This window comes from Chryseobacterium sp. GW821-FHT04C04, assembly GCF_059420365.1.
Genome location: NZ_JBWKTO010000003.1, coordinates 727,327 through 751,563 on the forward strand (window position 1 = coordinate 727,327; position 24,237 = coordinate 751,563).

Annotated in this window: 26 protein-coding genes; 7 read left to right on the top strand and 19 right to left on the bottom strand. The window is 35.7% G+C overall.

Annotation, left to right across the window (positions count from 1 at the left end; translation table 11 throughout):
• Nucleotides 1–2: 2 nt before the first annotated feature.
• Together rsmH and mraZ are read right to left on the bottom strand one after the other, a co-directional pair.
• The gene (gene rsmH, locus AC07UM_RS13200) at nucleotides 3–896 is read right to left on the bottom strand and encodes a 16S rRNA (cytosine(1402)-N(4))-methyltransferase RsmH (protein WP_124533119.1); all 894 of its coding nucleotides are present in this window, start codon (nucleotides 894–896) and stop codon (nucleotides 3–5) included.
• 50 nt (nucleotides 897–946) lie between these two features.
• Nucleotides 947–1,405: a division/cell wall cluster transcriptional repressor MraZ gene (gene mraZ / locus AC07UM_RS13205; RefSeq protein ID WP_103232132.1), complete on the bottom strand. Its 459-nt coding sequence runs from the start codon at nucleotides 1,403–1,405 to the stop codon at nucleotides 947–949.
• A gap of 272 nt (nucleotides 1,406–1,677) precedes the next feature.
• Between mraZ and AC07UM_RS13210 the strand changes: the two genes are divergently transcribed.
• The 3 genes from AC07UM_RS13210 to AC07UM_RS13220 all read left to right on the top strand — a co-directional run bounded on the left by AC07UM_RS13210 (nucleotide 1,678) and on the right by AC07UM_RS13220 (nucleotide 3,567).
• Nucleotides 1,678–2,439 carry an alpha/beta fold hydrolase gene (locus AC07UM_RS13210; protein ID WP_494683098.1) on the top strand — a complete coding sequence of 254 codons (762 nt, stop codon included), beginning with the start codon at nucleotides 1,678–1,680 and terminating at the stop codon, nucleotides 2,437–2,439.
• A gap of 62 nt (nucleotides 2,440–2,501) precedes the next feature.
• Entirely contained in the window at nucleotides 2,502–3,125 is a 624-nt protein-coding gene (gene yihA, locus AC07UM_RS13215; RefSeq protein ID WP_089735572.1) for a ribosome biogenesis GTP-binding protein YihA/YsxC, read from the top strand.
• Nucleotides 3,118–3,567, top strand: coding sequence for a GNAT family N-acetyltransferase (locus AC07UM_RS13220; protein WP_152291172.1), 450 nt, complete (start codon nucleotides 3,118–3,120; stop codon nucleotides 3,565–3,567). The genes yihA and AC07UM_RS13220 overlap by 8 nt, the downstream gene beginning before the upstream one ends.
• Nucleotides 3,568–3,628: 61 nt before the next feature.
• Here the strand turns inward: AC07UM_RS13220 and AC07UM_RS13225 are convergent, their stop codons facing one another.
• The 14 genes from AC07UM_RS13225 to AC07UM_RS13290 form a co-directional block, all read right to left on the bottom strand.
• Nucleotides 3,629–4,513, bottom strand: coding sequence for a hypothetical protein (locus AC07UM_RS13225; RefSeq protein ID WP_494683097.1), 885 nt, complete (start codon nucleotides 4,511–4,513; stop codon nucleotides 3,629–3,631).
• 9 nt (nucleotides 4,514–4,522) lie between these two features.
• Nucleotides 4,523–5,863, bottom strand: a complete 1,341-nt coding sequence (locus tag AC07UM_RS13230) for a beta-carotene 15,15'-monooxygenase (protein ID WP_494683096.1) — start codon at nucleotides 5,861–5,863, stop codon at nucleotides 4,523–4,525.
• A 6-nt stretch (nucleotides 5,864–5,869) separates the two neighbouring features.
• Nucleotides 5,870–6,277, bottom strand: coding sequence for a hypothetical protein (locus tag AC07UM_RS13235; RefSeq protein ID WP_494683095.1), 408 nt, complete (start codon nucleotides 6,275–6,277; stop codon nucleotides 5,870–5,872).
• 5 nt (nucleotides 6,278–6,282) lie between these two features.
• On the bottom strand, nucleotides 6,283–6,693 hold the full coding sequence (locus AC07UM_RS13240) for a DUF6804 family protein (protein WP_494683094.1): 411 nt from the start codon (nucleotides 6,691–6,693) through the stop codon (nucleotides 6,283–6,285).
• Complete coding sequence (locus tag AC07UM_RS13245) at nucleotides 6,690–7,088, bottom strand: hypothetical protein (RefSeq protein ID WP_494683093.1); 399 nt, start codon at nucleotides 7,086–7,088, stop codon at nucleotides 6,690–6,692. Before AC07UM_RS13245 ends, AC07UM_RS13240 begins: the two co-directional genes overlap by 4 nt.
• Nucleotides 7,075–7,518 (bottom strand): hypothetical protein, encoded by a 444-nt coding sequence (locus AC07UM_RS13250; RefSeq protein ID WP_494683092.1) that lies wholly within the window; start codon nucleotides 7,516–7,518, stop codon nucleotides 7,075–7,077. Before AC07UM_RS13250 ends, AC07UM_RS13245 begins: the two co-directional genes overlap by 14 nt.
• Nucleotides 7,518–8,027, bottom strand: coding sequence for an SH3 domain-containing protein (locus AC07UM_RS13255; protein ID WP_494683091.1), 510 nt, complete (start codon nucleotides 8,025–8,027; stop codon nucleotides 7,518–7,520). Before AC07UM_RS13255 ends, AC07UM_RS13250 begins: the two co-directional genes overlap by 1 nt.
• Nucleotides 8,028–8,038: 11 nt before the next feature.
• A complete protein-coding gene (locus tag AC07UM_RS13260; RefSeq protein ID WP_494683090.1) occupies nucleotides 8,039–9,109 on the bottom strand; it encodes a type I restriction endonuclease in 1,071 nt (356 codons plus the stop codon).
• 4 nt (nucleotides 9,110–9,113) lie between these two features.
• Nucleotides 9,114–9,452: a YegP family protein gene (locus AC07UM_RS13265; protein WP_494683089.1), complete on the bottom strand. Its 339-nt coding sequence runs from the start codon at nucleotides 9,450–9,452 to the stop codon at nucleotides 9,114–9,116.
• Between the two features lie 5 nt (nucleotides 9,453–9,457).
• The gene (gene yidD / locus AC07UM_RS13270; RefSeq protein ID WP_494683088.1) at nucleotides 9,458–9,745 is read right to left on the bottom strand and encodes a membrane protein insertion efficiency factor YidD; all 288 of its coding nucleotides are present in this window, start codon (nucleotides 9,743–9,745) and stop codon (nucleotides 9,458–9,460) included.
• The gene (locus AC07UM_RS13275) at nucleotides 9,717–9,980 is read right to left on the bottom strand and encodes a DUF4177 domain-containing protein (protein WP_494683087.1); all 264 of its coding nucleotides are present in this window, start codon (nucleotides 9,978–9,980) and stop codon (nucleotides 9,717–9,719) included. Before AC07UM_RS13275 ends, yidD begins: the two co-directional genes overlap by 29 nt.
• A gap of 122 nt (nucleotides 9,981–10,102) precedes the next feature.
• On the bottom strand, nucleotides 10,103–10,768 hold the full coding sequence (locus AC07UM_RS13280; protein ID WP_494683086.1) for a response regulator: 666 nt from the start codon (nucleotides 10,766–10,768) through the stop codon (nucleotides 10,103–10,105).
• 12 nt (nucleotides 10,769–10,780) lie between these two features.
• A complete protein-coding gene (locus AC07UM_RS13285; protein WP_494683085.1) occupies nucleotides 10,781–12,427 on the bottom strand; it encodes a tetratricopeptide repeat-containing sensor histidine kinase in 1,647 nt (548 codons plus the stop codon).
• A 46-nt stretch (nucleotides 12,428–12,473) separates the two neighbouring features.
• The gene (locus AC07UM_RS13290) at nucleotides 12,474–12,662 is read right to left on the bottom strand and encodes a hypothetical protein (RefSeq protein ID WP_494683084.1); all 189 of its coding nucleotides are present in this window, start codon (nucleotides 12,660–12,662) and stop codon (nucleotides 12,474–12,476) included.
• A gap of 383 nt (nucleotides 12,663–13,045) precedes the next feature.
• Between AC07UM_RS13290 and AC07UM_RS13295 the strand changes: the two genes are divergently transcribed.
• Both AC07UM_RS13295 and AC07UM_RS13300 read left to right on the top strand, forming a co-directional pair.
• Nucleotides 13,046–13,897: a hypothetical protein gene (locus AC07UM_RS13295; RefSeq protein ID WP_494683083.1), complete on the top strand. Its 852-nt coding sequence runs from the start codon at nucleotides 13,046–13,048 to the stop codon at nucleotides 13,895–13,897.
• A 74-nt stretch (nucleotides 13,898–13,971) separates the two neighbouring features.
• The gene (locus AC07UM_RS13300; RefSeq protein WP_494683082.1) at nucleotides 13,972–15,759 is read left to right on the top strand and encodes a metallophosphoesterase; all 1,788 of its coding nucleotides are present in this window, start codon (nucleotides 13,972–13,974) and stop codon (nucleotides 15,757–15,759) included.
• 129 nt (nucleotides 15,760–15,888) lie between these two features.
• Here AC07UM_RS13300 and AC07UM_RS13305 read toward each other — a convergent pair whose 3' ends face one another.
• On the bottom strand, nucleotides 15,889–16,965 hold the full coding sequence (locus tag AC07UM_RS13305) for a phosphatidylinositol-specific phospholipase C1-like protein (RefSeq protein WP_494683081.1): 1,077 nt from the start codon (nucleotides 16,963–16,965) through the stop codon (nucleotides 15,889–15,891).
• 332 nt (nucleotides 16,966–17,297) lie between these two features.
• On the opposite strand from AC07UM_RS13305, the gene AC07UM_RS13310 reads away from it, so the two are divergent.
• Both AC07UM_RS13310 and AC07UM_RS13315 read left to right on the top strand, forming a co-directional pair.
• Nucleotides 17,298–20,342, top strand: coding sequence for a SusC/RagA family TonB-linked outer membrane protein (locus tag AC07UM_RS13310; RefSeq protein ID WP_494683080.1), 3,045 nt, complete (start codon nucleotides 17,298–17,300; stop codon nucleotides 20,340–20,342).
• 18 nt (nucleotides 20,343–20,360) lie between these two features.
• Nucleotides 20,361–22,121 (top strand): RagB/SusD family nutrient uptake outer membrane protein, encoded by a 1,761-nt coding sequence (locus AC07UM_RS13315; RefSeq protein ID WP_494683079.1) that lies wholly within the window; start codon nucleotides 20,361–20,363, stop codon nucleotides 22,119–22,121.
• 151 nt (nucleotides 22,122–22,272) lie between these two features.
• Here AC07UM_RS13315 and msrA read toward each other — a convergent pair whose 3' ends face one another.
• Together msrA and AC07UM_RS13325 are read right to left on the bottom strand one after the other, a co-directional pair.
• Nucleotides 22,273–22,827: a peptide-methionine (S)-S-oxide reductase MsrA gene (msrA, locus tag AC07UM_RS13320; protein ID WP_494683078.1), complete on the bottom strand. Its 555-nt coding sequence runs from the start codon at nucleotides 22,825–22,827 to the stop codon at nucleotides 22,273–22,275.
• A gap of 418 nt (nucleotides 22,828–23,245) precedes the next feature.
• Complete coding sequence (locus AC07UM_RS13325; protein ID WP_103231942.1) at nucleotides 23,246–24,214, bottom strand: ROK family protein; 969 nt, start codon at nucleotides 24,212–24,214, stop codon at nucleotides 23,246–23,248.
• Between the last annotated feature and the right edge of the window lie 23 nt (nucleotides 24,215–24,237).

Below are 24,237 nucleotides of genomic sequence, written 5' to 3' on the forward strand. Positions count from 1 at the left end.
ATTTATACCTTTATTCCTGTTCTCATTTTGGCACTTCTTGCTCTTGAGTTTTCTTCGATCTCCTGATTGTCAGGAATGATTGCTTTACTCTTTATCAATTCGAATGCCTTTTTATAATTTCCGTAGATATCTCTTTCCGGTTCTCCCTCGAACATTCCGTTTTTCAGGAATCTTTTTACCAAACGGTCTTCCAGAGAGTGGTAAGAAATAACGACTAATCTTCCTTCCTGTTTCAATACATTGAAAGCCTGAACCAACATTTCTTTCAATACTTCCAGTTCCTGGTTCACCTCAATTCTTATCGCCTGGAAAAGCTGAGCATAGAACTTATTTACTTTATGAGGCGGAATATAGCTGAAAAGCTTTTTCAGATCCTCTGTCGTATTTATCGTTTTTATCTTTCTATGATGAACAATTTCTCTTGCCAGCTTTCTTGCTTCTCTTAGCTCTCCATAATGATAGAAAAGATCTGCAAGCTCACTTTCTTCATATTCATTGATTACTCTTTTGGCATCAAGATTCTGCATTACATTCATTCTCATATCCAAAGGAGCATTGCTTCTTGTGGAAAATCCTCTGTCTGCTTCATCAAACTGGTGAGATGAAACACCTAAGTCTGCCAAAACACCATCTACCTGAGAAATTCCGTACATCAGTAAAGAGTTTTCCAGAAATCTGAAATTCTGATTGACCAATGTAAACCGTGGATCATCAATTGTATTTTTAAGTGCATCCAGGTCCTGATCAAAACTGAACAATCTCCCTTTATCGGAAAGTCTGCTCAAGATCTCTCTTGAATGGCCTCCTCCTCCAAAGGTGCAGTCCACATATATTCCGTCAGGATTCGTCACCAAATCATCAACACTCTGCTTCAACAAAACGGGGTTATGATACATGCTTAATTGTGTTTTTTATTTAATAATAATCAATTAATAACCTACTCAAGTTATTCTTCATCAAAAGAACCCATCACATCTTCTGCAAGGCTTGCAAAATCAGTTTCATTGGTGGAAATTACCTTTTCATAGGCATCTTTATCCCAAATTTCGAAGAGCTCTCCCGCGCTGGTAATCACAATATCTTTCTGAAGATTTGCGAAATTCGTCAGGTCTTTGGAGATCTGTAACCTTCCTGCATTATCCAATTCTACTGTCTTTACTCCTGCCGTAAACATTCGTATGAAATCAGCATTCTTTTTTATGAACCTGTTCAGTTTATTAATTTTGCCCATCAGTTTGTCCCATGCATTCATAGGATATACCTCCAGACAAGGTTGGAACACAGATCTTTTGACTACAAATGCGTTGTCTTCGAAGTCTTCCATCTGTTTGATTAAAGATGAAGGAACTTTTAAGCGGCCTTTGTCGTCAATTTTACACTCGTATGTTCCAATGAAATTTTTCATTTGGGACAAATTTATATAATAATTTCCAAAATTTCCCACTTTTTCCCACTTTTTGACTCAATGTTAATAAGTTTTATTAAAGATTGAATTCCAATAATGTAAAATACTGATATGAAGAGACTTGCTGGAAGTGTTATTTTAGCCATAATAAAGCGGTTTTGAAAAAAAAAGTTAAAAAGGGGAATATTATATTATTTTTATCTTAAATTAGGATAATCAAAATTTTTTTGAGGTTTAATTTGTATTTTTGCAAGGCTTTATTAAGGCGTTTTATGATATTTAGTACAAAAAAAGAAAAGAAATATTCCTATGTAGAAGCAGGAGAAGGACATCCATTGGTGCTGTTGCACGGGTTAATGGGTGGTTTGAGTAATTTCGATAAAATGGTAAGTTTTTTTTCGGAAAGGGGGTTCAAAGTATATGTGCCTCAATTACCCATCTATGATCTTCCGGTACTCAATACGAATCTCACTACTATCGCAAAATATATTATCAAGTTTATAGAAAGTCATATTTCAGGACCTGTAACCATTGTAGGAAACTCAATGGGAGGGCATGTAGGACTTATTCTAACTTTGGCAAGACCTGATCTGGTAAAAAATCTTGTTCTTACGGGAAGTTCTGGATTATACGAAAGAACTTTCGGGGACAGTTTTCCTAGAAAGAATGACCGCTCTTATATCAGAAAGAAAACGGAAGAAGTTTTCTACGATCCAAAAGTAGCGACAGAAGATCTTGTAGATGAAGTTTTTGCAGTAGTCAACGATAGGATGAAAGGAATAAAAACAGTAATGCTGGCAAGAAGTGCTATTAAGCACAACATGCTGAATGATCTTCCGAAAATTCTGACTCCTACATGTCTGATCTGGGGAAAGCAGGATAATGTAACTCCTCCGGAAGTGGCAGAAGATATGAATAAGTTTATTCCGAATTCGGATTTATTCTGGATTGATCACTGCGGCCACGCTGCGATGATGGAAAAACCTGATGAATTCAATGAGATCCTATACAACTGGGTAAAAGATAAAGTTTAAAATATATAAATGACCATTAAGAGCTTTTCTTAATGGTTTATTTTTCTAAAATACATTCAAAAATGATTATTAAAACAGCAGAGTTTGTAAAGAGTAGTGGAAAATGGCAGGAATGCCCAGAACCCAATATTCCCGAATATGCTTTTATCGGAAGGTCAAACGTAGGAAAATCATCACTGATCAATGCCATGATGAATCATAAAGATTTGGCTAAAACTTCGGGGACTCCGGGAAAAACTCAGCTGATCAATCATTTTTTGGTAAATGAAAACTGGTACCTTACCGATTTACCAGGATATGGGTATGCAAAGGTTTCAAAAGTTCAGCGAAAGGATTTTGAAAAACTGATCACCAATTATATTCTGAACAGAAGAAATCTGGTGAACCTTTTTGTTTTGGTAGATTCAAGACATACTCCACAGAAAATTGACCTGGAATTTATCCAATGGTGTGGGGAAAGCGGAATCCCATTCTCAATTGTCTTTACAAAAGCAGATAAGCTAAAACCGAACGTTGTTATCAAAAACGTTGAGGATTATAAGACCGAGCTTCATAAAACCTGGGAAGATCTTCCGGAATTATATGTTACCTCAGCAGAAAAGAAAGAGGGGGGAGACAAGATTCTTGATTTTATACAAAAAACCAATGAGTTTTTAACAAATAATAATATAAGTTTCGATGAGTAATATGGTCTGGAAAATTAAAACGTTTGACGAGTTTACGGTACCTGAATTATATGCTGTACTGAAAGCACGTATAGATGTTTTTGTTATTGAGCAGAACTGCCCTTATCCTGATCTTGATAATTATGATCAGAAGGGAGTTCATATCTGGGCGGAAGAAGACGGGCAGGTTCTCGCTTACTGCCGTGTTTTTGATAAAGGAATAAAGTTTGACGAGACTTCCTTCGGCAGGGTTCTGACCACAGAGCAGGCAAGAGGAAAAAGCCTTGGAAAACAGCTGATACAATATGCCGTAGAAACCATAGAAAACCGTTTTCATACTTCTGAAATCAAAATATCAGCGCAGGACTATCTGTTGAGATTTTACAGTGGATTCGGGTTTGTAGATACCGGAAAGAAATATCTGGAAGATGATATTCCCCATACGGAAATGATCAGAAAATAAATAAAAGCGAGGAATTAGATTTCCTCGCTTTTTTAATAGCTAAATATATGGAGTGTGTTTTTTATTTTCCTGAGATTGCTTTTAAGATAATGGGTTCCAGGTTGGAGGGAAGGTCGGCGGATTTGATCTGGTACTTTTTGATTTTCATTTCTTTAAACCAATTTTCCCAATACTCTTTAATAACAGCTTCTTCAAAAGGATTTCCTTTTTCCGGATTGATTCCTAAAACGATGACCTCGAGATTACTAAGGTTTTCATTTGCTTTTACAAAGCCGTAGCCCTTTTTTTCAATGATATTTTTAAAATCAGAGGTGGTAAGATTATTGGCTTTTATGAGTTTGGTTGTCAGATAAGAGGTTTTGTTTCCCTCTGCAAATTGGGTGTTTTGATGATACATATACCCGTCTGTCAAAATGAACAGAATATTTCTTTTATCCTGTTTTATACAGTAATCATTGACTTTATTTTTAAAAAATTCCCAGATATCTGAGCCAACATATTTTCCATCTTTTATTGCTGACTGATAGATGTTTAAAGGTAATTCAGAGTATTTTTTATCAACGGAATCAAAATAACTTTTTGGGATATCCTTGTTGAAAGAAACTTTCAGCTCCTTAGTGAAGTCGTTTATTTTTGGATCAGAAGGTTCCGGGTTGAAGAAAACCTGCATCTGATCATCATACGTAATGATTTTCTTGGATTTAATATGGTTTAAAAATCCCTTTTCAATGGCTTTGATGTATTCCGTATCCCGTTGGAAATACTGCATGGTAGGATTCGGATTAGCTATAGTATCGATTCTGTCGGATAAATCGATTAAAATACTTACATTGATATTGTTTGAGTCAACTTCCGGTGGGCAATTTGTGCAAGGTAATTTCGGCGGTTGTTCTTTACAACAGGAAGCCAAAGAAATAATGAATAATAAATAGAATATTTTTTTCATAATTTTCAGTTATAAAGATGATAAATACACTAAATTCTGATTGTCGGAATTAGCACCCACAGTTTCCAAATTGGTATTATAAGTGGCAATACAGTCATCAATCATCGTTTGTTTTTCTGTTCTTGAAACGGCTATTTTTTCACCGATAAAGGTGATCCAGCCCTGAACATATTCCGAAGCATACAATTTGTAATCTTTAGTAGGAATAATGACTCCATCAATAATATTCTGAAGCTCTTCAATTCTACCCCGTGTTTTAATAATCAGTTCTTTTGTATTTCCGATATTGGCCAGAATTTCTTCAATTTCCTTCTTCAAAACATTGATCTTTTCCTGAAAGAATTCAACTTTTCTCTGTCTGATTTCCTGTTCGTTTTTGATCTTATCCTTTTCTCTGTGTTCTTTCATTACAAAATCGAAAACCAATCCCCAGATAATATATACAATGAATCCGGCGAAAATAATTCCCCAAAACTGAATCTTAGTAAAAGCTATTTTAAGATCAAAAGGCGGGGAATCAAAAATTTTATTAAGCTCATATAATTTTGACTCGATTTCGTAGGCTAAAATGGAATCGAAAATAAATGTCACAATAAATAGTAATCCAAGCTTGATGTAATTCGCTCTCGTTTTATTCTCCCAAAACATGTGAATCAAATAACCTAGTCCGAGAAATACAAAGGGAATCAAAGTTACAAATGCTCCTTCAATAACTCCTTCGTTCCATGCTTTGCTGAAGGCCTGTGCATCCAAAACACTTTGAATAACGGTACTTTTGGCATCAAAACTTTTAAAAAAAGCGGAGTAAGAAGTTGAAATATAAAACGTCAACAAATACAAACTTATAGGAAGCAAGAGAATAGCTCCGATCCAGAATTTTGTTGAAGCTCCTTTTGCTGCTTTTACATTGTATTTTTCCGGATTTCTCGGAAGATCAAGGATTTCTGCTTTTAAGCCTTCAATAGCATGCTGATGATTTTCAACTTCCGTGTTTTTACTTTTTACCTGTTCTTCTTTGGTTTCCTGTGAGACAGTTAAAGCTTTGATCTCAGTTTCCCTGTTTTTCTGTTCATTGACGTAAGATTCTTTTAGGTTCTTCTGTTTTTCAACCATTTCTTTTTCCTCATTCTGAAATTTTGAGTAAACGGCATCAAGACAGATGGATAGAGTAGAGTGGTTTCCACTGGTTCGCGAACTGTCTCTGTATCCGGATTCATGGTAGGTTCTTTTCCGGTTTTCTTCGAGAGATTCATTATTCGGATTGTCCTCGTTTTTTGGAAATGTTTCCTGTTCAGGTTCTATCGGAACAGATTTTAGTTTAAATAAATTTTTTATACTGGTGGTATCCATGATCAGTTAGTTTTTTAATTCATATAAAATTTCACTTTTATTTTTTCCGATTTTCACGGCTTCAATGAGATAATCTACAATTGCTGTTACGTTTTCTTCCAAAAAACCAAACATCAAAACGTATTTTTGCATCGCAGAATATTCGTTCGGGGAAACAATTCCATCCGCCCAGATCATGACTGTGAGATCATACAGATAATCAACTTTTTCTTCAATAGTTTTCGGAATCAATGATTTTAAATTGATAGGATTTAAAAGAATTTCGTCTAAATTTTTTGATGAAATTCCTCTTTCTTCTGCACATTTGTAAAGCATTTTTAATTCTAATGCGCTGAAATCATCATCACAGATTGCCATTTGATACAATCTTAAAAAATGAGCTTTGAGATTTTCTGTTATATGATTGTTTTCCATGATGGTTACTCTTCTTTTGGTTTTTTAGGATTAATGATTCTGTCTCTTGACACAGTTCTTTGATGTATTGGTGCTGATGGTTGTGAGGGTTCTTCGGTAACTTCTTCTTCCTTTTTCTGTTCTTTGTTTTCTATGAAATTGATCAATAAAAATAAAATCCCCGTTATAATGTCAAGCGGCATCCATATGCCTTTTCTATATAGATAAATGGGGAAAACGGGATTGAAAAGAATAAGAATGATCAGAAAAATTATACTGAAGTAATGCTGTTTAAAGCTTAAGGTATTGTATAAAACCAGCAAAGCTCCAATGGAAACAAGAATTCTCAGGAAAGTATAATATTCTATAGGAAGTCTGAAAATAGCGATGAAACAGCATAACGCACAGAAGGTGAGAAAGACTTTTAAGGGGTTCATTCTATTCTTTGTTTTGCTTCAATCTGCTCTTCATACCAATACTTCTGCGTGCTGAAATCTAAAGGCCAATCTTTTTGAGCTCGTTGTTTTATGGAATTATCTTCTATCGTTTCCATATAATCATAGGCTTCAATTTGTTCATTAATCCAATATTCTTGTGTAGAATAATCATTAGGCCAGTCTTTTTTTGCTTTTTCTTTTAATTTAAGTAGAATAGCCTCCTTTTTTGGATCGGTATGTTGTACTGCTATTTCCTGAGGATGAACATCAGGAGTTTCAAGTGAATTAAGATTTTTGTAAGAATCTTTACTTTTTTTATCATCCATACTTCCAAAGGCGATGAATACAAAAAGGAAGAATAGGCCTGCAGAAATGATGTGTTTAACGTTTTTCATATATTTTAGTGGTTAAATTATTTTTTGATAGATAATAAGGCATGCTTGCTCCAAGCAAATAAAATATAATATCAATGGGATCGAATGTTCCGGGGATAAGTTTAAATAGCTGAAGAAATTCTGACAGAACAGCAGCAATAGGAATACTGAAGATCCAAAAAGCATTTTGGCAGGTCATTGATAACTTCCATATTTGCAACGAAACTGCCACATAAGAAAATGTCCAAAGTCCATCCGGAAGACTATAAATAACCCAGCTAGGAAAAGAACAGATATTTCTGAGATTTTTGAGAATATTAATTTGATGAGAAAGACTTAAGTATTCAAACCAATGAAACATTATAAGTCTTTCTGTTCTGAAGATGATGTAAATAAATCCACCTGCAACGACAGGAAGAAAGAGTGCTGCTGTTTTTAAAGCCCGGATCATTATTTTACATCTTTATAAAAAACATATCCTTTTTTTCCATTTGATTTAATCAGGACTTTGTACCATGAGCCTTCCTTTGAAAGCTGGGTCAGTTTGGTGTTTTTAGAGACTGTTGTTATTACTTTAGATGTAAGAGAAGGTTTTTCGTAAATATTTATAGCTTCAATTCCTGCAATGTATCTGTTGTTGGAATTTATATTGACCTTAACCTCATCAATAAATACTTTTGGCGGTTTAGTGGATTTAGCTTTTGAGGATTCGTGCTTTTTAGATTTACTTTTAGTAGAGCTGCCCGAAGATGAACTTCTGCCGGAAGATCCGCCACGACAAACACCACAAGTTCCACCACTACTGCAGTGTCCGCATCCTGAACAGTTGGAACAAGCCGTACAATAAGCAGAACCGGTACATCTTCCACCATGTCCTCCTACGCTGTCATTGGCTTTAAAACAAGAATTTAAAAGAAATAAAGTAAAGGTAACTATGAGGAATGGGATTAGTTTTTTCATGGTATTAATTTTTATGAATAGTTCTCCAAAGTCTGATGAAGCTGAGTCCTGTAATTGTAGATTTCATCCAGAGTATTTAGTAAAACCTTTTCTCCGGCCTCTTTTCCGTTATGGAATGTTTCTAAATATTTATTAGCGGTATTAAAATGTAGTCTGCAAAGTGGTTTTCTATTATTATCATCCAGCAAAATCCCGAAATAGGATAAGGTGTCTCTGTAGGCAATTCTCGAAGACGGAATTTTCTCTCTCAGAATCGCTTTTACGATTTGAAAACCTTCCAGCTCTTCCTCTGTTGTTACGATTTTAGAGTCGTTATTTTCATCAATAGGCTGTGATGTTTTTATGTCATCTTCCCTTTTTTCAATTTGTTCATTAATGCTCAATGCAGATTTTAACCGGAAACTGATTGATTCATTAATAGAAGTTGTTAATGCTTTTTTGGTATACTCTTTAAAAGAAAGCATTCGGTTGGCTGTCATCGGTTTCTCAAAGAATTTTCCTACCAATAGCTTTACCAATTCATCAGAAGGAGATTCTATTTCTTTTTCGAATTCCTTTCTTATCGCCTTAATATATTTTAATGCTTCAGCAGAATCCAGAATACTTTCCAGGTTGTAATCCTTTTTAGTAAAGCTCTCCAGGATTTTGATAGAACTGTCTTTTAAGTCTTCCATATTGATCGTGAAAAATGGTTTCTCATCCATAATATTGGGCTTTTCAAGATCTGTATAGAAATTATAAATAATACCGTTCGTAAGAACACCAAATCTTGTTTTAGAAACATGGTAATATCTGTGAAGTTGAGAATTGTGAGCGTCTGCACTTTCTTTCCAATGCTTGCATTCGATGATGAAGATTGGCTCATCATTATTTTTGATCACATAATCTACTTTTTCTCCTTTCTTGGTTCCGATATCACAAACATGCTCAGGAACCACTTCTGTAGGATTGAAAATGTCATAGCCTAAAATTTGTATAAAAGGCATTACAAAAGCATTCTTTGTCGCTTCTTCCGTGCCGATCTGCTCCTTTAAACCTGTTACTTTTTGATGCAGCTGTTCTAGTTTTATTTTAAGATCCATAGTTTTAATTTTTTAAAGTTTCATCAATGACTTCTGCTGTTGGAGCATTTGATTTTACGGAAGCAATACCATTTTCCATCCCGGATTTTGAACTGTACATTTGACTGTTTCCAATAATTTCTCCGTTTCTGGCTTTTAACACGAAATAGTCTTTTCCATTTTTCGCCACTCTTTTATCGTATCTTGAAAGATCCTGTGAATTAATCTTTACGGATTCTATTCCTTTTTGACAAGATGCTTTCTGAACATACCCTTCGCTGGTTAAAATAATTTCGCCATTTCCGGCTTTTAGATTAAACTGATACTCCTTGTTGATTCTTTGAGTGATTATGAATTTTCCCATGGTGGTTATTTTTTATTTTTAATAAATCTTTCTGAAATTTCTATTTCATTAAGAATTTGTTGATTAGGTAAAATGATTTGAATTTCTCCTGAAGGATTTTCTATAAGGTGAGCACCGGATCTGCAGTTTTGAAAACGATATCTGAAGGCTTTTAATCCTGAAATAAATCCATCCTGTATTGTTTTTTCATACACATACTTAGAACAGCTGGTTCTGAAGATACATTTCCTCCTTTTTGCCGGAGGAATGCCCCACCAATAAATTTTAATAAGAAGAATTAATAGATTTTTCATTTTCTTTTTTACTGAAAACTGCCATTTGATAAGAAGTCATATAGCCAGGTTTATGACCAAGACCAAAGCATCCGTCAATAGGTTGTATATAGGTCGATACGCTTTCCAGTCTTACATATTCCCAGCCGTCATTGGAATGAGCTTTTATTAAATTGTCTAATTGTTCTGCAATGTTTTTTGCACTCATATTTTGTTGATTGGCTGTGGCAACAAATGGTATTACTTTGTATTCCATAATTGTTTTATTTATACTCCAAAAGTATCACCCTTTACCTCCCAATCCTTACGGGAAACCGTAAAACAAAAAAACCTTTCAAAAATGAAAGGTTTGTATATCAAAGTGCGGGTATTGGAGATTTAAATAATCCCTAAATCCTTACAAAAAGCAACAAGCTGCTCATTACTGGTGACCTGAAGATCTTCTTTCAGGGTATTGAGTTTTTTCTCTACACTGCTCAGGCTGTTGGGCTTGATATTATTGTTCAGAAGATATACAGGAATATTCTTCTGAAGAACCCCCTGAGACAAAAGAGAGACCAGCGTAATGTCATACGTTGAAAACTCATAGCTGTTCAGCTTCTTTACTTCCTGTTTGAGATCAAGAGAAAGATAGTTTTCATTGACGTATACAGAAGCGATTGCTTTTTTCAGTTCTTTGGAATCATTTCGGGCTTTACGAACAAAACCATTGATTCCATATTCTGAGAAAAGAGAATCTATAACCCCGGATTTGTGTTCTGCTGAAAAGACAATGGCTTTCAGTGAAGGATGCAGTTCTTTGGCGGCACTGATAAGTTCCTTACCATCTTTAATTTTTTGTTCACGGTGATCCTCTTCAAAGGAAAGATCAGTAATCAGTAAATCATATAGATCATTTTCCCGGATAGATTTTTGAATTTTGGCTATGGCATCATCACAATAATACACATAATCTGCATTGGAAATATTGAGATCCTCTAATGTTTTCTGTACAGAAATACTGCTGCTTTCGTGGTCTTCGGCTATTAAAATTTTTTTGAACATTCTTTTTGTTTTTTACGATGCAGGGAATGAAATATAAATCTTCAACCCTTTTTCTGTTGTGTTGTCAAAAGTAATTTCTCCATCGATGTTTTCAATACGGGAAACCGTATTCCTCAACCCATTTTTGTAGGAAAGATCTCCGGGAATACCTACTCCATTGTCTGTGTACTGAATTTTGATCAGGTTATTATTTCTTTCAAATTTAAAAGCAACAAGACTTGCCTGGCTGTGTTTTTTCATATTCACCAAAAGCTCACGGATCACCTGATAGACATTATCTTTCGCTGAATCATTCACTCCGTTCCAGATATTTTTCTCATTTCCGGCCAGAAAGGTATTCACCTCCTCATTTTTGAAAGAACCAATAAGCCCGGAAATTTTTTCATCAAACTCCACAACGTCTTTAGCATCAGGTTTTTCATAAGAAATGTCTCTGGATTTTTCATACACAAATTCAAGTTCGTCCAATGCTTTATCCCTATCAAAATGTTCCTGATTTTCAATTTTAGTCATCACCTGATAGATCCCATTGGCAACTACATCGTGAACCTTTTTAGACATTTTGAGCTGAGTGTTTTTTACTTCGATTTCTTTTTCTTGTTGAAGTTTTTTTTGTCTTTTCTTATATAAAATGATAATAATAATTAGTAGAGCAACAAGTAATCCTGAAAGAAAATATTGCCATAATAATTGAACTTCTTTTTCTGCTTTTTGTGCTTTAACTTTTGTGTTTTCATATTTTATAAAAGCAAATTTGGTTGTGTAATCATTACGATTAGCCTGAATACTGTCGGATAAACTTTTATATATTTGAAAATGTTTATTTGTATTTGCTGGTTTATCAACATAAATTATTCGTTCAATAGCTTCTAGTCTATCTTCAGGACTTTTGTTTAGTTGGGCAATATCAAGCATTTTTTTTGCATAATAGAGCGATTTTTCTGGATTTGATTTCTTATTTATTTCTGCCAAATGAGAATAGCTTGAATTAGCACCCCAAAAATCTTTATTTTCTAATTTGAGTTTTAATATATTTTCAATATTAATTTGAGCGTCAGCATTATTGTTGTCTAGCCATTTTATGTATTCAATATTGTCTTTGATCCTATTTTTCAAGTTTAAATCTGAAAGATTTGATAAATCAAGTTTTTGTAAAATATCCAATGCTTGTTTATATTTTCCTAATTTATATTCTGCAACAGATTTATTATTTAATATACTTAATCTGTTTTGCCCTGACTCGATCTTAACGGAAAGAGCCTTATCATACCATTCAATTGCTTGAGAATATTGATTTTGATTTAATTTCAAATTACCCATTGTGTCATATAATGCATAAAGGCTTTCATCATTTTCCTTCATCATTTTTAAGGATTCTACTAATGTTGATTCTGCACCCAAAAAATCACCCCTATTTTTTTGAGCGCTTGCTTGTACAATCAAACTTTTAGAAATATTAGAAAAATCATTTTCTTTACTATAATAACTAATGGCTTCCTGAAGTTTTAAATAGGCTTTAACATCATTTTTTTCAAGAAGATTAACGCCTTCTTCATATAACTTATCTGCTTTTGTTATATTGGGATTTGTTTCAGATCTTTCCCCGCATGAAGCAATGAGACAGAAAGAAAAAAGGAAAAATAATAAATTTCGTATCATTCTACTAAAATAAAAAAAACCACTCTAAAAGAGTGGTCAAAACTTTTTATTTTTTAGGAGGAAGTGTTGTTCCTGTTTCTCCTCCCGTATCGCTTCCCCCAGTTTCTCCTGTACCTGTAGATTCTCCTTGAGATTGTGTAGTTACAGTTGTTGGGTTATTATCATTGGCTGTTGTTGCATTGGCATTATTGTTTGAGAATGCTAAACCGAATAGCATTAATATAATTTCTAACATGGTTCAAAAAATTTATTGTTAAAGCATTCGTGTTCTTCCCTGCGAAACAGATCGCAGATAGTATTACACGATTAAAAAAATTGAAGCGCTTCTAAATTTTTTGGGAAGTAAACCTTCAAAAACGGAGGAGAAACATCTGCTTCCCAACCCGGAGTTTTCCTCCGTTTTATCTGGTGATTTTAAAATCAGTTTTGTAAATTTGTTTTTGTAATGTTTTGTTTATCACTGATTTTGTTATGGCAAAGATGGGGAAGAAAGGAAAGTGAGTGTTAGACAAAATATGGACATCGATAGACAAGAAATGGACAGGAATTCGTTACGGAATCCCGTAATGCGACACGGTAGAAAATCGCCTATTTTGTAATTGCCTTTAAAAACTAATTATGTCCAAAGTAAAACTATTAATCAATGAGGTATTTAGACAGGGGGAAATAGATTCTGGAAAGAATAAAAAGAATGGGATTGCCCTTTTTCTAAGTGTACATTTAAATGAATCTTTAAAACTTCGTATTGATGAAAGAACGCTTGTTAGATACCATGATGCTTTTGTTACTGGAATTAAAGATGAGATAAGTATCGAACCATTTAAACTTAATGTATTTAGTCAATATGTTGGTTATGAAAACTTTGCTGAATTCTCTAATACGTTTATTAAGAAAGATGAAGATGCCAACTTGACAGAAGTTAAAATAAGTATAGATGGTAATGAACATGTAAACTCACAAAAATCTCCAGAGGTAAATATTAATATTACGAATATTAATAAATCGGGTTATCCGGTAAAGGATTTTCTAACAAAAAATGGGATAGGCATTTTGGAAATGACCTTCGTTTTACTTTTGGTTACCGGCGGTGTTGTTTTTTCAAATCCATCAACTAAAAATAGAGATGAAAATAGACTAGGCATTATGTCTTTCATGAGCCCGAGTAAAAATTATATGTATTGGGATGGGCAAGAATTTATTGAGACAGACAGTAATAATATCGGACCTGAGTTTAATGTAGTTGCCAGAGATGAATATAACCTCAAGTATTTTAAAAGGATAACAAGAAAGGATACGATGACGATTGAAAATTCTATGGGAAGAACCTGGTATTCAAAATACAACGGAAATGTTGAATTCTTTACGGCTGATGGTGTTGATCCTGATAATAATAGAGAACTGAGAAAATCTACTCCATTAATGATCGAGAAATATGCAGGTAAAAGCACAGACTCTATACAAGCAGAATAAACTTCCTTCACAATTATTTAAAATTCAATTAAAACAAATCCACAGCGATTCGCTTAATTTCGTCTTATTTTAAGATGAACAAAGGAGTATTCACCCTATTATTTTTTATATTTGCCCTTTTTCAGGCGCAAAGACCTGTGCAGATCGCTTTTCTTTCCGATGTGCATTTTCAGGACTTGTATGGAAGTTTTTCGGATCATGATTTTAAAGGAATTCTGAACCCTAAAACAGGAAAATCCACGATTCTGAGAACGATGGATTCTCAATTGCACTCTACAAGAATTTTCAATGAAAATTATTTTGCTTTTCTTAAGGCCTTAGATGATATTGCTGCAAAAGGAATTAAAATTGTAGCCATGCCCGGGGATTTTTCGGATGACGGACAAGCTTATAACCTCCGTGGACTTCATACCATTTTAGAACAATATCACCGGAAATACGGAATTAATTTTTATTTGACGACAGGAAACCATGATCCGGTAGGACCGTTCAGAAATGAAGGCGGAAAAGATGATTTTCTTGGACAGGACGGAAGACCACTGGGAATTTACAGCAAAGAAAATATCGGCAAATCAAAGGATAATGTCATCACAAAAGATATTGCAGAATCCGGATACCTTGAAATTCTGAGTGAACTAAAAGATTTTGGTTTCTATCCAAAAAAAGGAGATCTGTTTTGGAGTACGCCTTTTTATCGTGATTCGTTTAAAAATTATTCTTACGAAAAAGCGCTGCAATCGGCAGATTACTCCCAAAGAATGTATGAAGTTGAAAAAGGATTTTCTGTTCCGGATTTGAGTTATGTTGTGGAACCCGTGAAAGATGTGTGGATGATTGCCATCGACGGAAATACCTATATCCCGAAAAACCTCAATGAAAATCCCCAAAATACATCCAACTACAAAGGAGCAAGCATTGGTTATAATAATGTACTGACTAACAAAAAACATGTAATAGAGTGGGTAAAAAAGCTTGCTGATGAAGCGAAAAAAAGTAATAAAACATTGATTGCCTTTACCCATTATCCTATGATCGATTTTAATGATGGAGCCACCCAGGAAATTAAAAACGTATTAGGTAAAAAAAAATGGCAGTTGGAGCGGGTTCCTCAGGATGAAGTGGCAAAAGTGTTTGCAGAAGCAGGATTGCAGATTCACTTTGCGGGTCATATGCACATTAATGATACCGGAATGAGGAGGGTAGGAGATCATGTATTGATCAATGTTCAGGTTCCGTCACTGGCAGCATATTTGCCCAGCTATAAAATTCTGACCATACAATCTTCGGACATTATGGAAGTACAGACAGAAGTTTTGAATGAGGTTCCGCGCTTTGATGAATTATTTCCTTTGTATGAAAAAGAATATAAAGCGTTGCAAAGTGATCCAGGTAAAATGCGTTGGAATAAAGATATTTTGAAAACGAAATCCTATCACGATTTCATGCTCTTTCACTTAAAAGAATTGGTTCGCCTGAGAATGATTCCAGACGATTGGCCGAAAGATTTTATTGAAAAAACTAAGAATCTGAATGGAGAAGATCTCCTGCTGCTTATTCAAAATAAAAATCGGCTGAAAGAGAAGAAGATTGTCTCAGAAATTTTTAAAAAGTGGTCTGTTGATGATCTGTTATTGGATTTATATAAGTTTCAGTCTGCAGATGAACTCGCAAGGAAAGATATTCCCAGGGAACGATTGGAGCAGTATCAGGTATTGGAGCAATTATATCAGGAGAATCAGTCGCAGAACCCATTGGTGATCCAGCTAAAATCTGTTTTTAAAATACTTTCACTGCTTTCTAACGGAGATCCGGCAGATCATTTTGAAATAGATTTGAAAAGACAGAAAATAAGAAGACTGTAATGTTTTTGTTGACCACTGGTTTTTACAGATGTTTCCATTTGTTAAAAACAGAAGGGTAATTTGCGATAAAAAAGAAAGACCATCAGCAATCTGACGGTCATTTCTTTTCAATATCTAATCATGAATATATTATTTTCCCGTTACAGGATTCTTTCTTTCATAGGTGTTGTTCTCAAAGCTTACCTTATAACTGGATTTGAATAATTTGCTTGGATAATAATAATCGGTCGTAATAATCTGTGCACCGCTGTGCTTGGCCTTTTCAAACCTTGAATAATCTTCACTGCGTGCTTCCGTAGTATCTGCATCAGCCCTGGTACGGATGATATAGCCTTTTTGTACCAGATCTTTTATGACCGCATCATCTTTCTTTGGTTCATTCATCAACAAAACAGCGGCTTCAGGTGTTCCCGGATTAGAATTAGTGAAAATCATTCTCCCTTTTAATGAAGGATGGTCTTTGATGTACAAATCCCTGTTCTCACTGTTGTTATCCAGTACAAAAAGGAATTTGCCTTTTACCTCTTTCACTTTTGGCCAGTTTTTCTTTACAACAGCTTCATTTAAGGTGGTATAAGAACCGCGGATATCATCCGGAGCGATGATTTTGTCCCTCCCAAGATATTTTTTCAGTTCATTATCAAGATCATCAAAAAGCTTTGAAGTATAATGCTCGGGTTCTGTTCCAAACTGGTTGGCTTTTCCGTCTTTAGGTTCAAGGGTTATAAAAACAGGGGTATGGTCAGGATGAAGGTCAGACCATTTTTTCAGGTCTTTCAGGCAGTCTTCCAATGTATAATACCACGTCTGAAAATCAATATCTGTAATATGAATCATTTTGTAACCCGGTTTCTTCATTTTACCATCCGGATCAAAAGACTCAGTGGTTTTTACCAGATCCAGAATTTTTGGATGGGCGTATTTCCCCCCTTTACTATCAGCATATACATCAATTTCCAGGTTTCTCAATCCAAGGTCCAATTGCTTGGGCATAGGAATGTGTTCATATTGAATTCTCGGCAACGCTTTGAGACTGTCTTTCTGGGATAAATAAGCGTACACTTCAGGAAGAATAGCTTTTTTATAAGAATTGTGAGAACCAATTACCTGAATTTCATTGATTTTTGATTCGCTTATATTTTGCGTCTGTGACCAAAGAAAATGGATGGAAGATAAATAGATGCCTAAGAAAACAGCCTTTTTCATTTTGATGAATTTTATCACTGCGAAATTAATGACTCTTTCCGACGAATGATTTATATATTATGTTAAGTCTTCTTTAAAAAATTGTAATTATTGAAAAAACAGATGTCTATAAACATCTGTAAATTAATGTATTTCTAATATCTCAAAATGAGATATTTATATTTTGTTGACTTTAAGATAATATTATGTTAAAATAGAATTGTGGTAGATGCTTTTACTTTGTATGCCGAAATAAAAACTAACCGTTGCCTGAAAAGAAAACCACTGTTGCGGGAACAACAGCGGATTTTTAATAAGCAATGTAACGTCTTGCAATTACTTTACTTATTGATATGTACCACAAAATTAATTTTTTTAAGCTTAAAAAGCTAATTCCGGTTGCATTAATTTTTTTGGTGGCCAACCAAGCTGATGCTAAAGGATTTACCTCCAACTATCCTGTATTTTCACAGGTAAATGAAACGATTTCCGGAAATATAACGGATCAGGCTGGCTCTGCAATAGAAGGAGCGAAAGTTACCGTTATAGAAACCGGAGAAACCGCTACTACCGATGCGTCCGGGAACTTTACGATTTCCGCGAACATCGGGCAGACCCTATCCATTTCTTATGAAGGATATGGGACTCAGACGATGAAAATTTCAAGTACTTCAATTGCTGTAAAATTACAGTCTAAAAAAGAGACTACCTCCATTGAAGAGGTCACTTTAGTCGGCTATGGTTCTCAAAAAAAATCAGACTTAACGGGAGCGGTAAGCCAATTGAAGGCTGAAAACTTCAAAGAAGGAATGAATATTTCTGTTGATAACCTGATGCAGGGGAAAATAGCGGGAGTCCGTATCGTTCAGTCGAGTGGAGAACCGGGAGCAGGAGTGAATGTTTCGATCAGAGGTATTGGCTCCATCAGAAGTGGAAGTACCCCATTATTCGTTGTAGATGGTATTCCTTTGAATAATGATCCGGTGAGTGCACAAAGTCCGAATGTAGGACTGGGAAATACAACCGCAAAGAACCCGTTAAACTTTTTGAATACAAGTGATATCGAATCCATCACGGTTTTGAAAGATGCTTCTGCGGCTGCTATCTATGGAGCAAGAGGTTCAAACGGGGTAGTTTTGGTAACGACAAAAAGAGGAAAGAAGGGAGAGCCTATGTTTACGTATGATACGTATTTAGGTTTTTCTTCAGTGATCAAAAAATTAGATCTAATGACCGCGGACGAGTACAGAGCGGCAGGTATTGATAAATCTTATGACCATGGCGGAAATACAGATTGGCAGGACGAAATCTATAGAAATGCAGTGTCGTCCAATCATTCGGTTTCCTTCTCAAAAGCGACCGATACGGGGAATTATTTTGCTTCCCTTTCTCACATGGACCAGGACGGTATCGTGCTGAACAGCAGCTTTAAAAGAACAACTGCGCGATTGAATGCAGAAGAGTCTTTCTTTGATAATAAAAGACTAAAGGTGAAGCTCAACCTTACCGCAAGTGATATCAGAGAAACAGGAATTCCAAACGGAGGAAATGCGGGGTCTGATGGCCAGCTGATTATCCATGCTCTGATGGCGAATCCTACGCGTTCCGTATATGATCAAAACGGAAATTATACGAATTTCAATATGAACGCTCACTACAACCCATTATATTTATTGAGCGTTTACGAAGATAAAACGAATACTTTCAGAGTGTTGGGGAATACGGAAGCAACATTGAGAATTTTACCGGGATTGAATTATAAGTTTAATTTAGGGGTTGACAGAAGCTTATCAGAAAGAAATACAACCATGTTCCCGAATATTACAGACAGGAGCCCGAAAGGAATTTATTCTCAGGCAAATCTGGATTCTTATAATATTCTTTTGGAGCATTATTTAACGTATGATCTTAGCTTAAACAGACATAACTTCAGCATACTGGGAGGTTTCTCTTATCAGAAGTTTAAAGCTACAGCTACTTATCTTGGAGTCAGAAACTTTGTGAATCAGGGAGTGGGGATTTCACCAGAAATTAACCCTGGATATTCCGGAGACGTGTTTATTCCGCAACCAGGAACCTCTCAGGAAAATGAATTGCAGTCTTATTTTGGAAGAGTAAATTATAATTTTGATAAAAAATATTTCTTAACAGCTTCCTTAAGAGCTGATGGTTCTACACGTTTTGGAGATAACAATAAATATGGATATTTCCCATCAGTGGCTGTAGGTTGGACCATTTCAAAAGAAAATTTTCTGAAAGATGTTTCATTTATCAATGAGTTGAAACTAAGAGGAAGCTGGGGAGAAACCGGAAACCAGGAGGTTCTCAATAAAATTACAAAAGCAAGTTATCTATTGTCACAAAATGCGGGATATTATTTATACGATAACTTAAACCTCATCAATGGAGTTCAGGTGGTGAGAACGCCCAATCCTAATCTGAAATGGGAAATTGTAGCGCAAACCAATATTGGGTTAGATTTCAGTTTATTTAGAAATAAACTATATGGTTCACTGGAATACTACAACAAAACAACTAAAAATCCAATATTATATATCCCTTCCACTCCGTTAAGCCCCACAGATTTCGTTTGGCTGAATGCTGATGGAAAAATTGTGAATAAAGGGTTTGAATTCTCTTTAGGCTCGGAAATTATTAAAAACGAAAACTTCACATGGAATCTTGATATCAATGGAGCTACAGTAAATAATGTGGTAAAAGATCTTCCGGTTTCAGGAATTAATTCTGGTGAGGTTTCAGGACCCGGACTTTCAGGAGTTACCGCAAATATCTACAGAAATGGGTATGAGGCAGGATCTTTCTACATGTATAATTATTTAGGAATTGATGCCAACGGAAAATATATTTATGAAGATCTGAATGGAGACGGAAAGATTGATGCGAATGACAGGAAGATCTTTGAGGGTGCTATTCCTAATTTCACTTTCGGGATCAACTCTTACATGAAATACAAGAAGTTTGATTTTGCATTCTCTTTGATTGGACAAACGGGAGGATATTTGGTGAATAATACAGCTTTGGATTTAAATATCAACAATTTAGCTTCAGACAGAAACGTTTTGAAGAAATATTATGATTCAGGAGCGAGCTTTGCCAATCAGCCGCAGCTTTCTTCTTTATATCTTGAGAAATCAGACTTTATTCGTTTAAGCAATGTAAGATTAGGATATACTTTTGACATGAATCAATTGAAGTTTTTGAAGAGTATCAATCTGTATGTAAGTGCACAGAATCTATTTACCATTACCAGCTACTCGGGATATGATCCACTGGTTGATACGAATAAGCAAGTGCAGGGGAACCAGTCCCTGGGAATTGATTACACGACGTATCCGTCTGCAAAAACTTTCATTTTGGGAGCTACTATCAAATTTTAATTTAAGTTAAAAGAAATCATGAAATCTAAATTTTTAAATATTAATAAAGTCGTTTTGTCCATCGCAGTAATGTCTTTAATGGGATGTACAAATCTGGATGAAAAAGTAATTGATGAGGTAATGGGAACTGAAAATGCAGATCCTGAAGCTTCTCTTGCTGCTGCTTATGGGCAGCTTGGTGATGGAACATTTGTAGACCATGGAAGTGTGTTTGCTTTGCAGGAGTATTCTACTGATGAAGCCATATTACCCACAAGAGGAAGTGACTGGGGAGACGGTGGTAAATGGAGGGCCATGCATGAATTCACCTGGGATGCTAATAATGATGTTGTAAAAACCACATGGAACCAGCTGAACTCCGGGATTACGAAATCTCTGTTTGCGATAGGAAGTATCAACAAAAGTAACGGGAATAATAAGGCTTTATTTTTGGCAGAAGCAAAGGGTTTGTTAGCTTTTTACACGTATACTACGATCGATCTATACGGGCAGGCTCCTTATAGAGATCCGGATAACTTAAATGCACCTATCCAGATCCGAAAAGCAGATACTACAATTGACGGTTTAATCACTGAAGTGGAAGGTCTTATTCCAAACCTGGCTGATATTAAAACCCAGAATACCCACGCAGGAAGATTTACAAAGCAGGCTGCGTATGCATTACTGGCAGATATGTATCTGAACAGAGCTGTATTAAAGAACAAGACGGGAGGTAATTTCGACTTTAAGGAACAGGCTGTAAGTGGAGGTGGGAATGACATGGATAAGGTAATCAAGTATTCTGATATGCTGATTAATGGCGGGCTTTTTAGCTTAGAATCGAATTACTTCCACAATTTTGATATCAATAATGATACAAGTAAGGAAATGATCTTTACCATTGTTCAGAAGAAGAATTCAAACAGAAATGCAGACAATGACCTTGCATATATGTCTATGGAAAGGATTCAGAAACCTTCACCGGATAACAGAGGAACCAATGCATCTTGTATCACCCCGGAATTCTATTATTCATGGAACGGGAATCACGATGACCCGCGTTTCCAGAGAACCTATCAATATGAAGATGGAACCTGGTTCAGAAATGACGGAACGGATGTAAGTGTACCCTCAACAAGTAAAGTGGAAGGAACGGGGAAACTATGGTTCCATTTCAACAGAGGATTACAGGTGGGTCAGCAATACGGACCTAAAATTCTTGCCAATGGTAACTTTGACCTTACATCGGATGGAAGAATCAAAGTATACAAATTGTTCACAGAGAAAAACACAACCCTTGCCGCAGATTTTACTCCGGAACTTAGCTTTGATAATCCTTCAGAAGCTGTATTTACACAGGCACAGATCAACAGAGGGGTAAGAAACTTTAAGTTTGAATTTGACCCTGGTTACGGAAACAACGGAACAAGTGGAATGGATGTCCCATTATACCGATTAGGAACCATCTATATGATGAGAGCGGAAGCATTCTTCAGAAACGGAAACGTATCAGCAGCTTTGGCAGATGTCAATACGTTGAGGACAAGCAGAACCAATGATGCCTTAAAGAATAATGCTCCGGGAGTTGCCATCGCTGCTTTGGATGCAAACACTCTTTTTAAAGAATCGGGGTATGAATTGTATTGGGAAATGTACAGAAGAAAGGCGATGATCAGATTCGAAAAATTTGATTTGCCGGGAACAGCGAAGCCTGCGACCCAGTCTTTCAGAAGAATTTTTCCTATTCCTCAGGCTACCATTGATGCCTCAAAAGATTTCAAACAAAACCCAGGATATTAGTCTTCTTCATATCAAACAATTATTTTTTGTGTAAACAAGAAGCGAAGAGGAAATCTCTTCGCTTCTGTTATTTTATATTGATTTGTCTGTATCCGCATCAATTCCCATAAAATCAATCCGGCTTTAGCCGAAACTTAAAAATAGGTGAATTTTATTCTGCGTTCAGCATTCCCAATTCCCCATAGTATTTCTTAAACTTCTGGATTTTAGGTCCCACAACAGCGCTGCAGTAAGGCTGAGTAGGGTTGTCATTGTAATATCCCTGATGATACTGTTCTGCTGGCCAGAATTTGTCGAATGGTGTTAATTCCGTTACATAAGTTCCGCTCCATCTTCCTGATTCCTGAGAAAGTTTGATCGCTTCTTCAGCTTTTGCTTTTTCAGCATCGTCTTTATAGTAAATAACAGAACGGTACTGAGTTCCGATATCATTCCCCTGTCTGTTTAACTGAGTAGGATCGTGAAGGAAGAAAAATACATCCATCAATTGTTCATAAGAAATAATAGCAGGATCATAAGTGATCTGTACCACTTCGGCATGTCCTGTTTCGCCTGTGCAGACTTCCTGATAAGTAGGATTATCTTTATGCCCTCCCGAATATCCGGAGATTGCAGATTGTACTCCTTTCAGCAGGTTAAAGCAGCTTTCCACACACCAGAAGCATCCGCCACCAAAAGTAATTTGCTCTAAATTATTGTTGTCCATTCTAAGGTTGATTATTTTATTTATAAAATTCTTTTTTTCATTCTATATGATTGATAAAAAAGACAATCAAAAATAGGAAAAACTTTTTCATTTGAACATGATTTTAGGTCCTTAAACTCAAATTACAATGATAGATGCTGCAAATGATTTTAAACACGATTATGAACCGTTTTATGAATGAATATAGGAATTTCCGAAGTGTTTTAAAACAGTTAGTATGAGCCGTATCATGCTGAGCGGAGTCGAAGCATCTCAACTAAGCTGAATTATATTCTTCTATTTTAATTTTAAACACAAATAACACTAATGTTTTCACAAATAAACACAAGAATAATTCAACCTGATTATCTGTGTAATCTGTGGGCAAAAAAAAGCACCCTAAAAAAGGATGCTCTATATTATTTAAAATCACATTCAGTTATTTTTCCCAAACCAAAGCGCTTGCTCCAAGAATGGCAGCATCTGCTTCGTCAAGTTCACTGAAAACCAGTTGTACTTTATTTCTGAAGATCGGAAGAAGGTTTCTTTCCATATGAAGTTTAGCCGGCTTTAAAATAAAATCTCCTGCTTTGATCACGCCGCCAAATAAAAGAATGGCTTGCGGGGAAGAGAACATCACAAAATTGGCTATTGCTTCTCCCAGTTTCTGACCTGTGTATCTGAAAACTTCAATCGCAATTGGGTCTTCTTTCATAGCACATTCATATACTGTTTTAGAATTGATTTCGTCTTCAGGATATTGGTTCAGCATAGATTCCGGGAATTCGGCTCTCATTTTCTTGGCTGTAATGGTAATTCCGGTTGCAGAGGCATAGGCTTCCAGACTTCCTTCAGAACCTGTGCTCCAGTGTTTTCTACCGCCTGGTTTTACAATCGTATGTCCCAGTTCTCCGGCAAACCCGTCATGTCCATAGATCAGGCTTCCGTTTGCGATAATTCCGCTGCCCACTCCTGTTCCCAGGGTAATCATGATAAAATCTTTCATCCCTCGTGCTGCCCCGAAGAGCATTTCTCCCAAAGCTGCAGCATTGGCATCATTAGTCACGGTACAAGGCAGATTGAATTTTGCCGTCATCAGCTCAGCAAATGGAATCACTCCTTTCCAGGGTAGGTTGGGAGCCAGTTCTATCGTTCCTTTATAGTAGTTCGCATTGGGAGCTCCTACTCCGATTCCGTCAAAGTGTGCTTCAGTACCATACTTTTCCATCATTGGACGAACACTTTCATATAAAGCATCGATGAAATCTTCTACTTTATCATAAGCATCAGTTCTGAGATTTCCTTTATCCAGAACTTCTCCACGGTGGTTTACGATTCCGAATTTGGTATTGGTTCCGCCGATGTCAACTCCAAGGGCAACTTGTTTTGATAAATCTATTAATGACATTTCTATTATTAAATTCTAGGGGC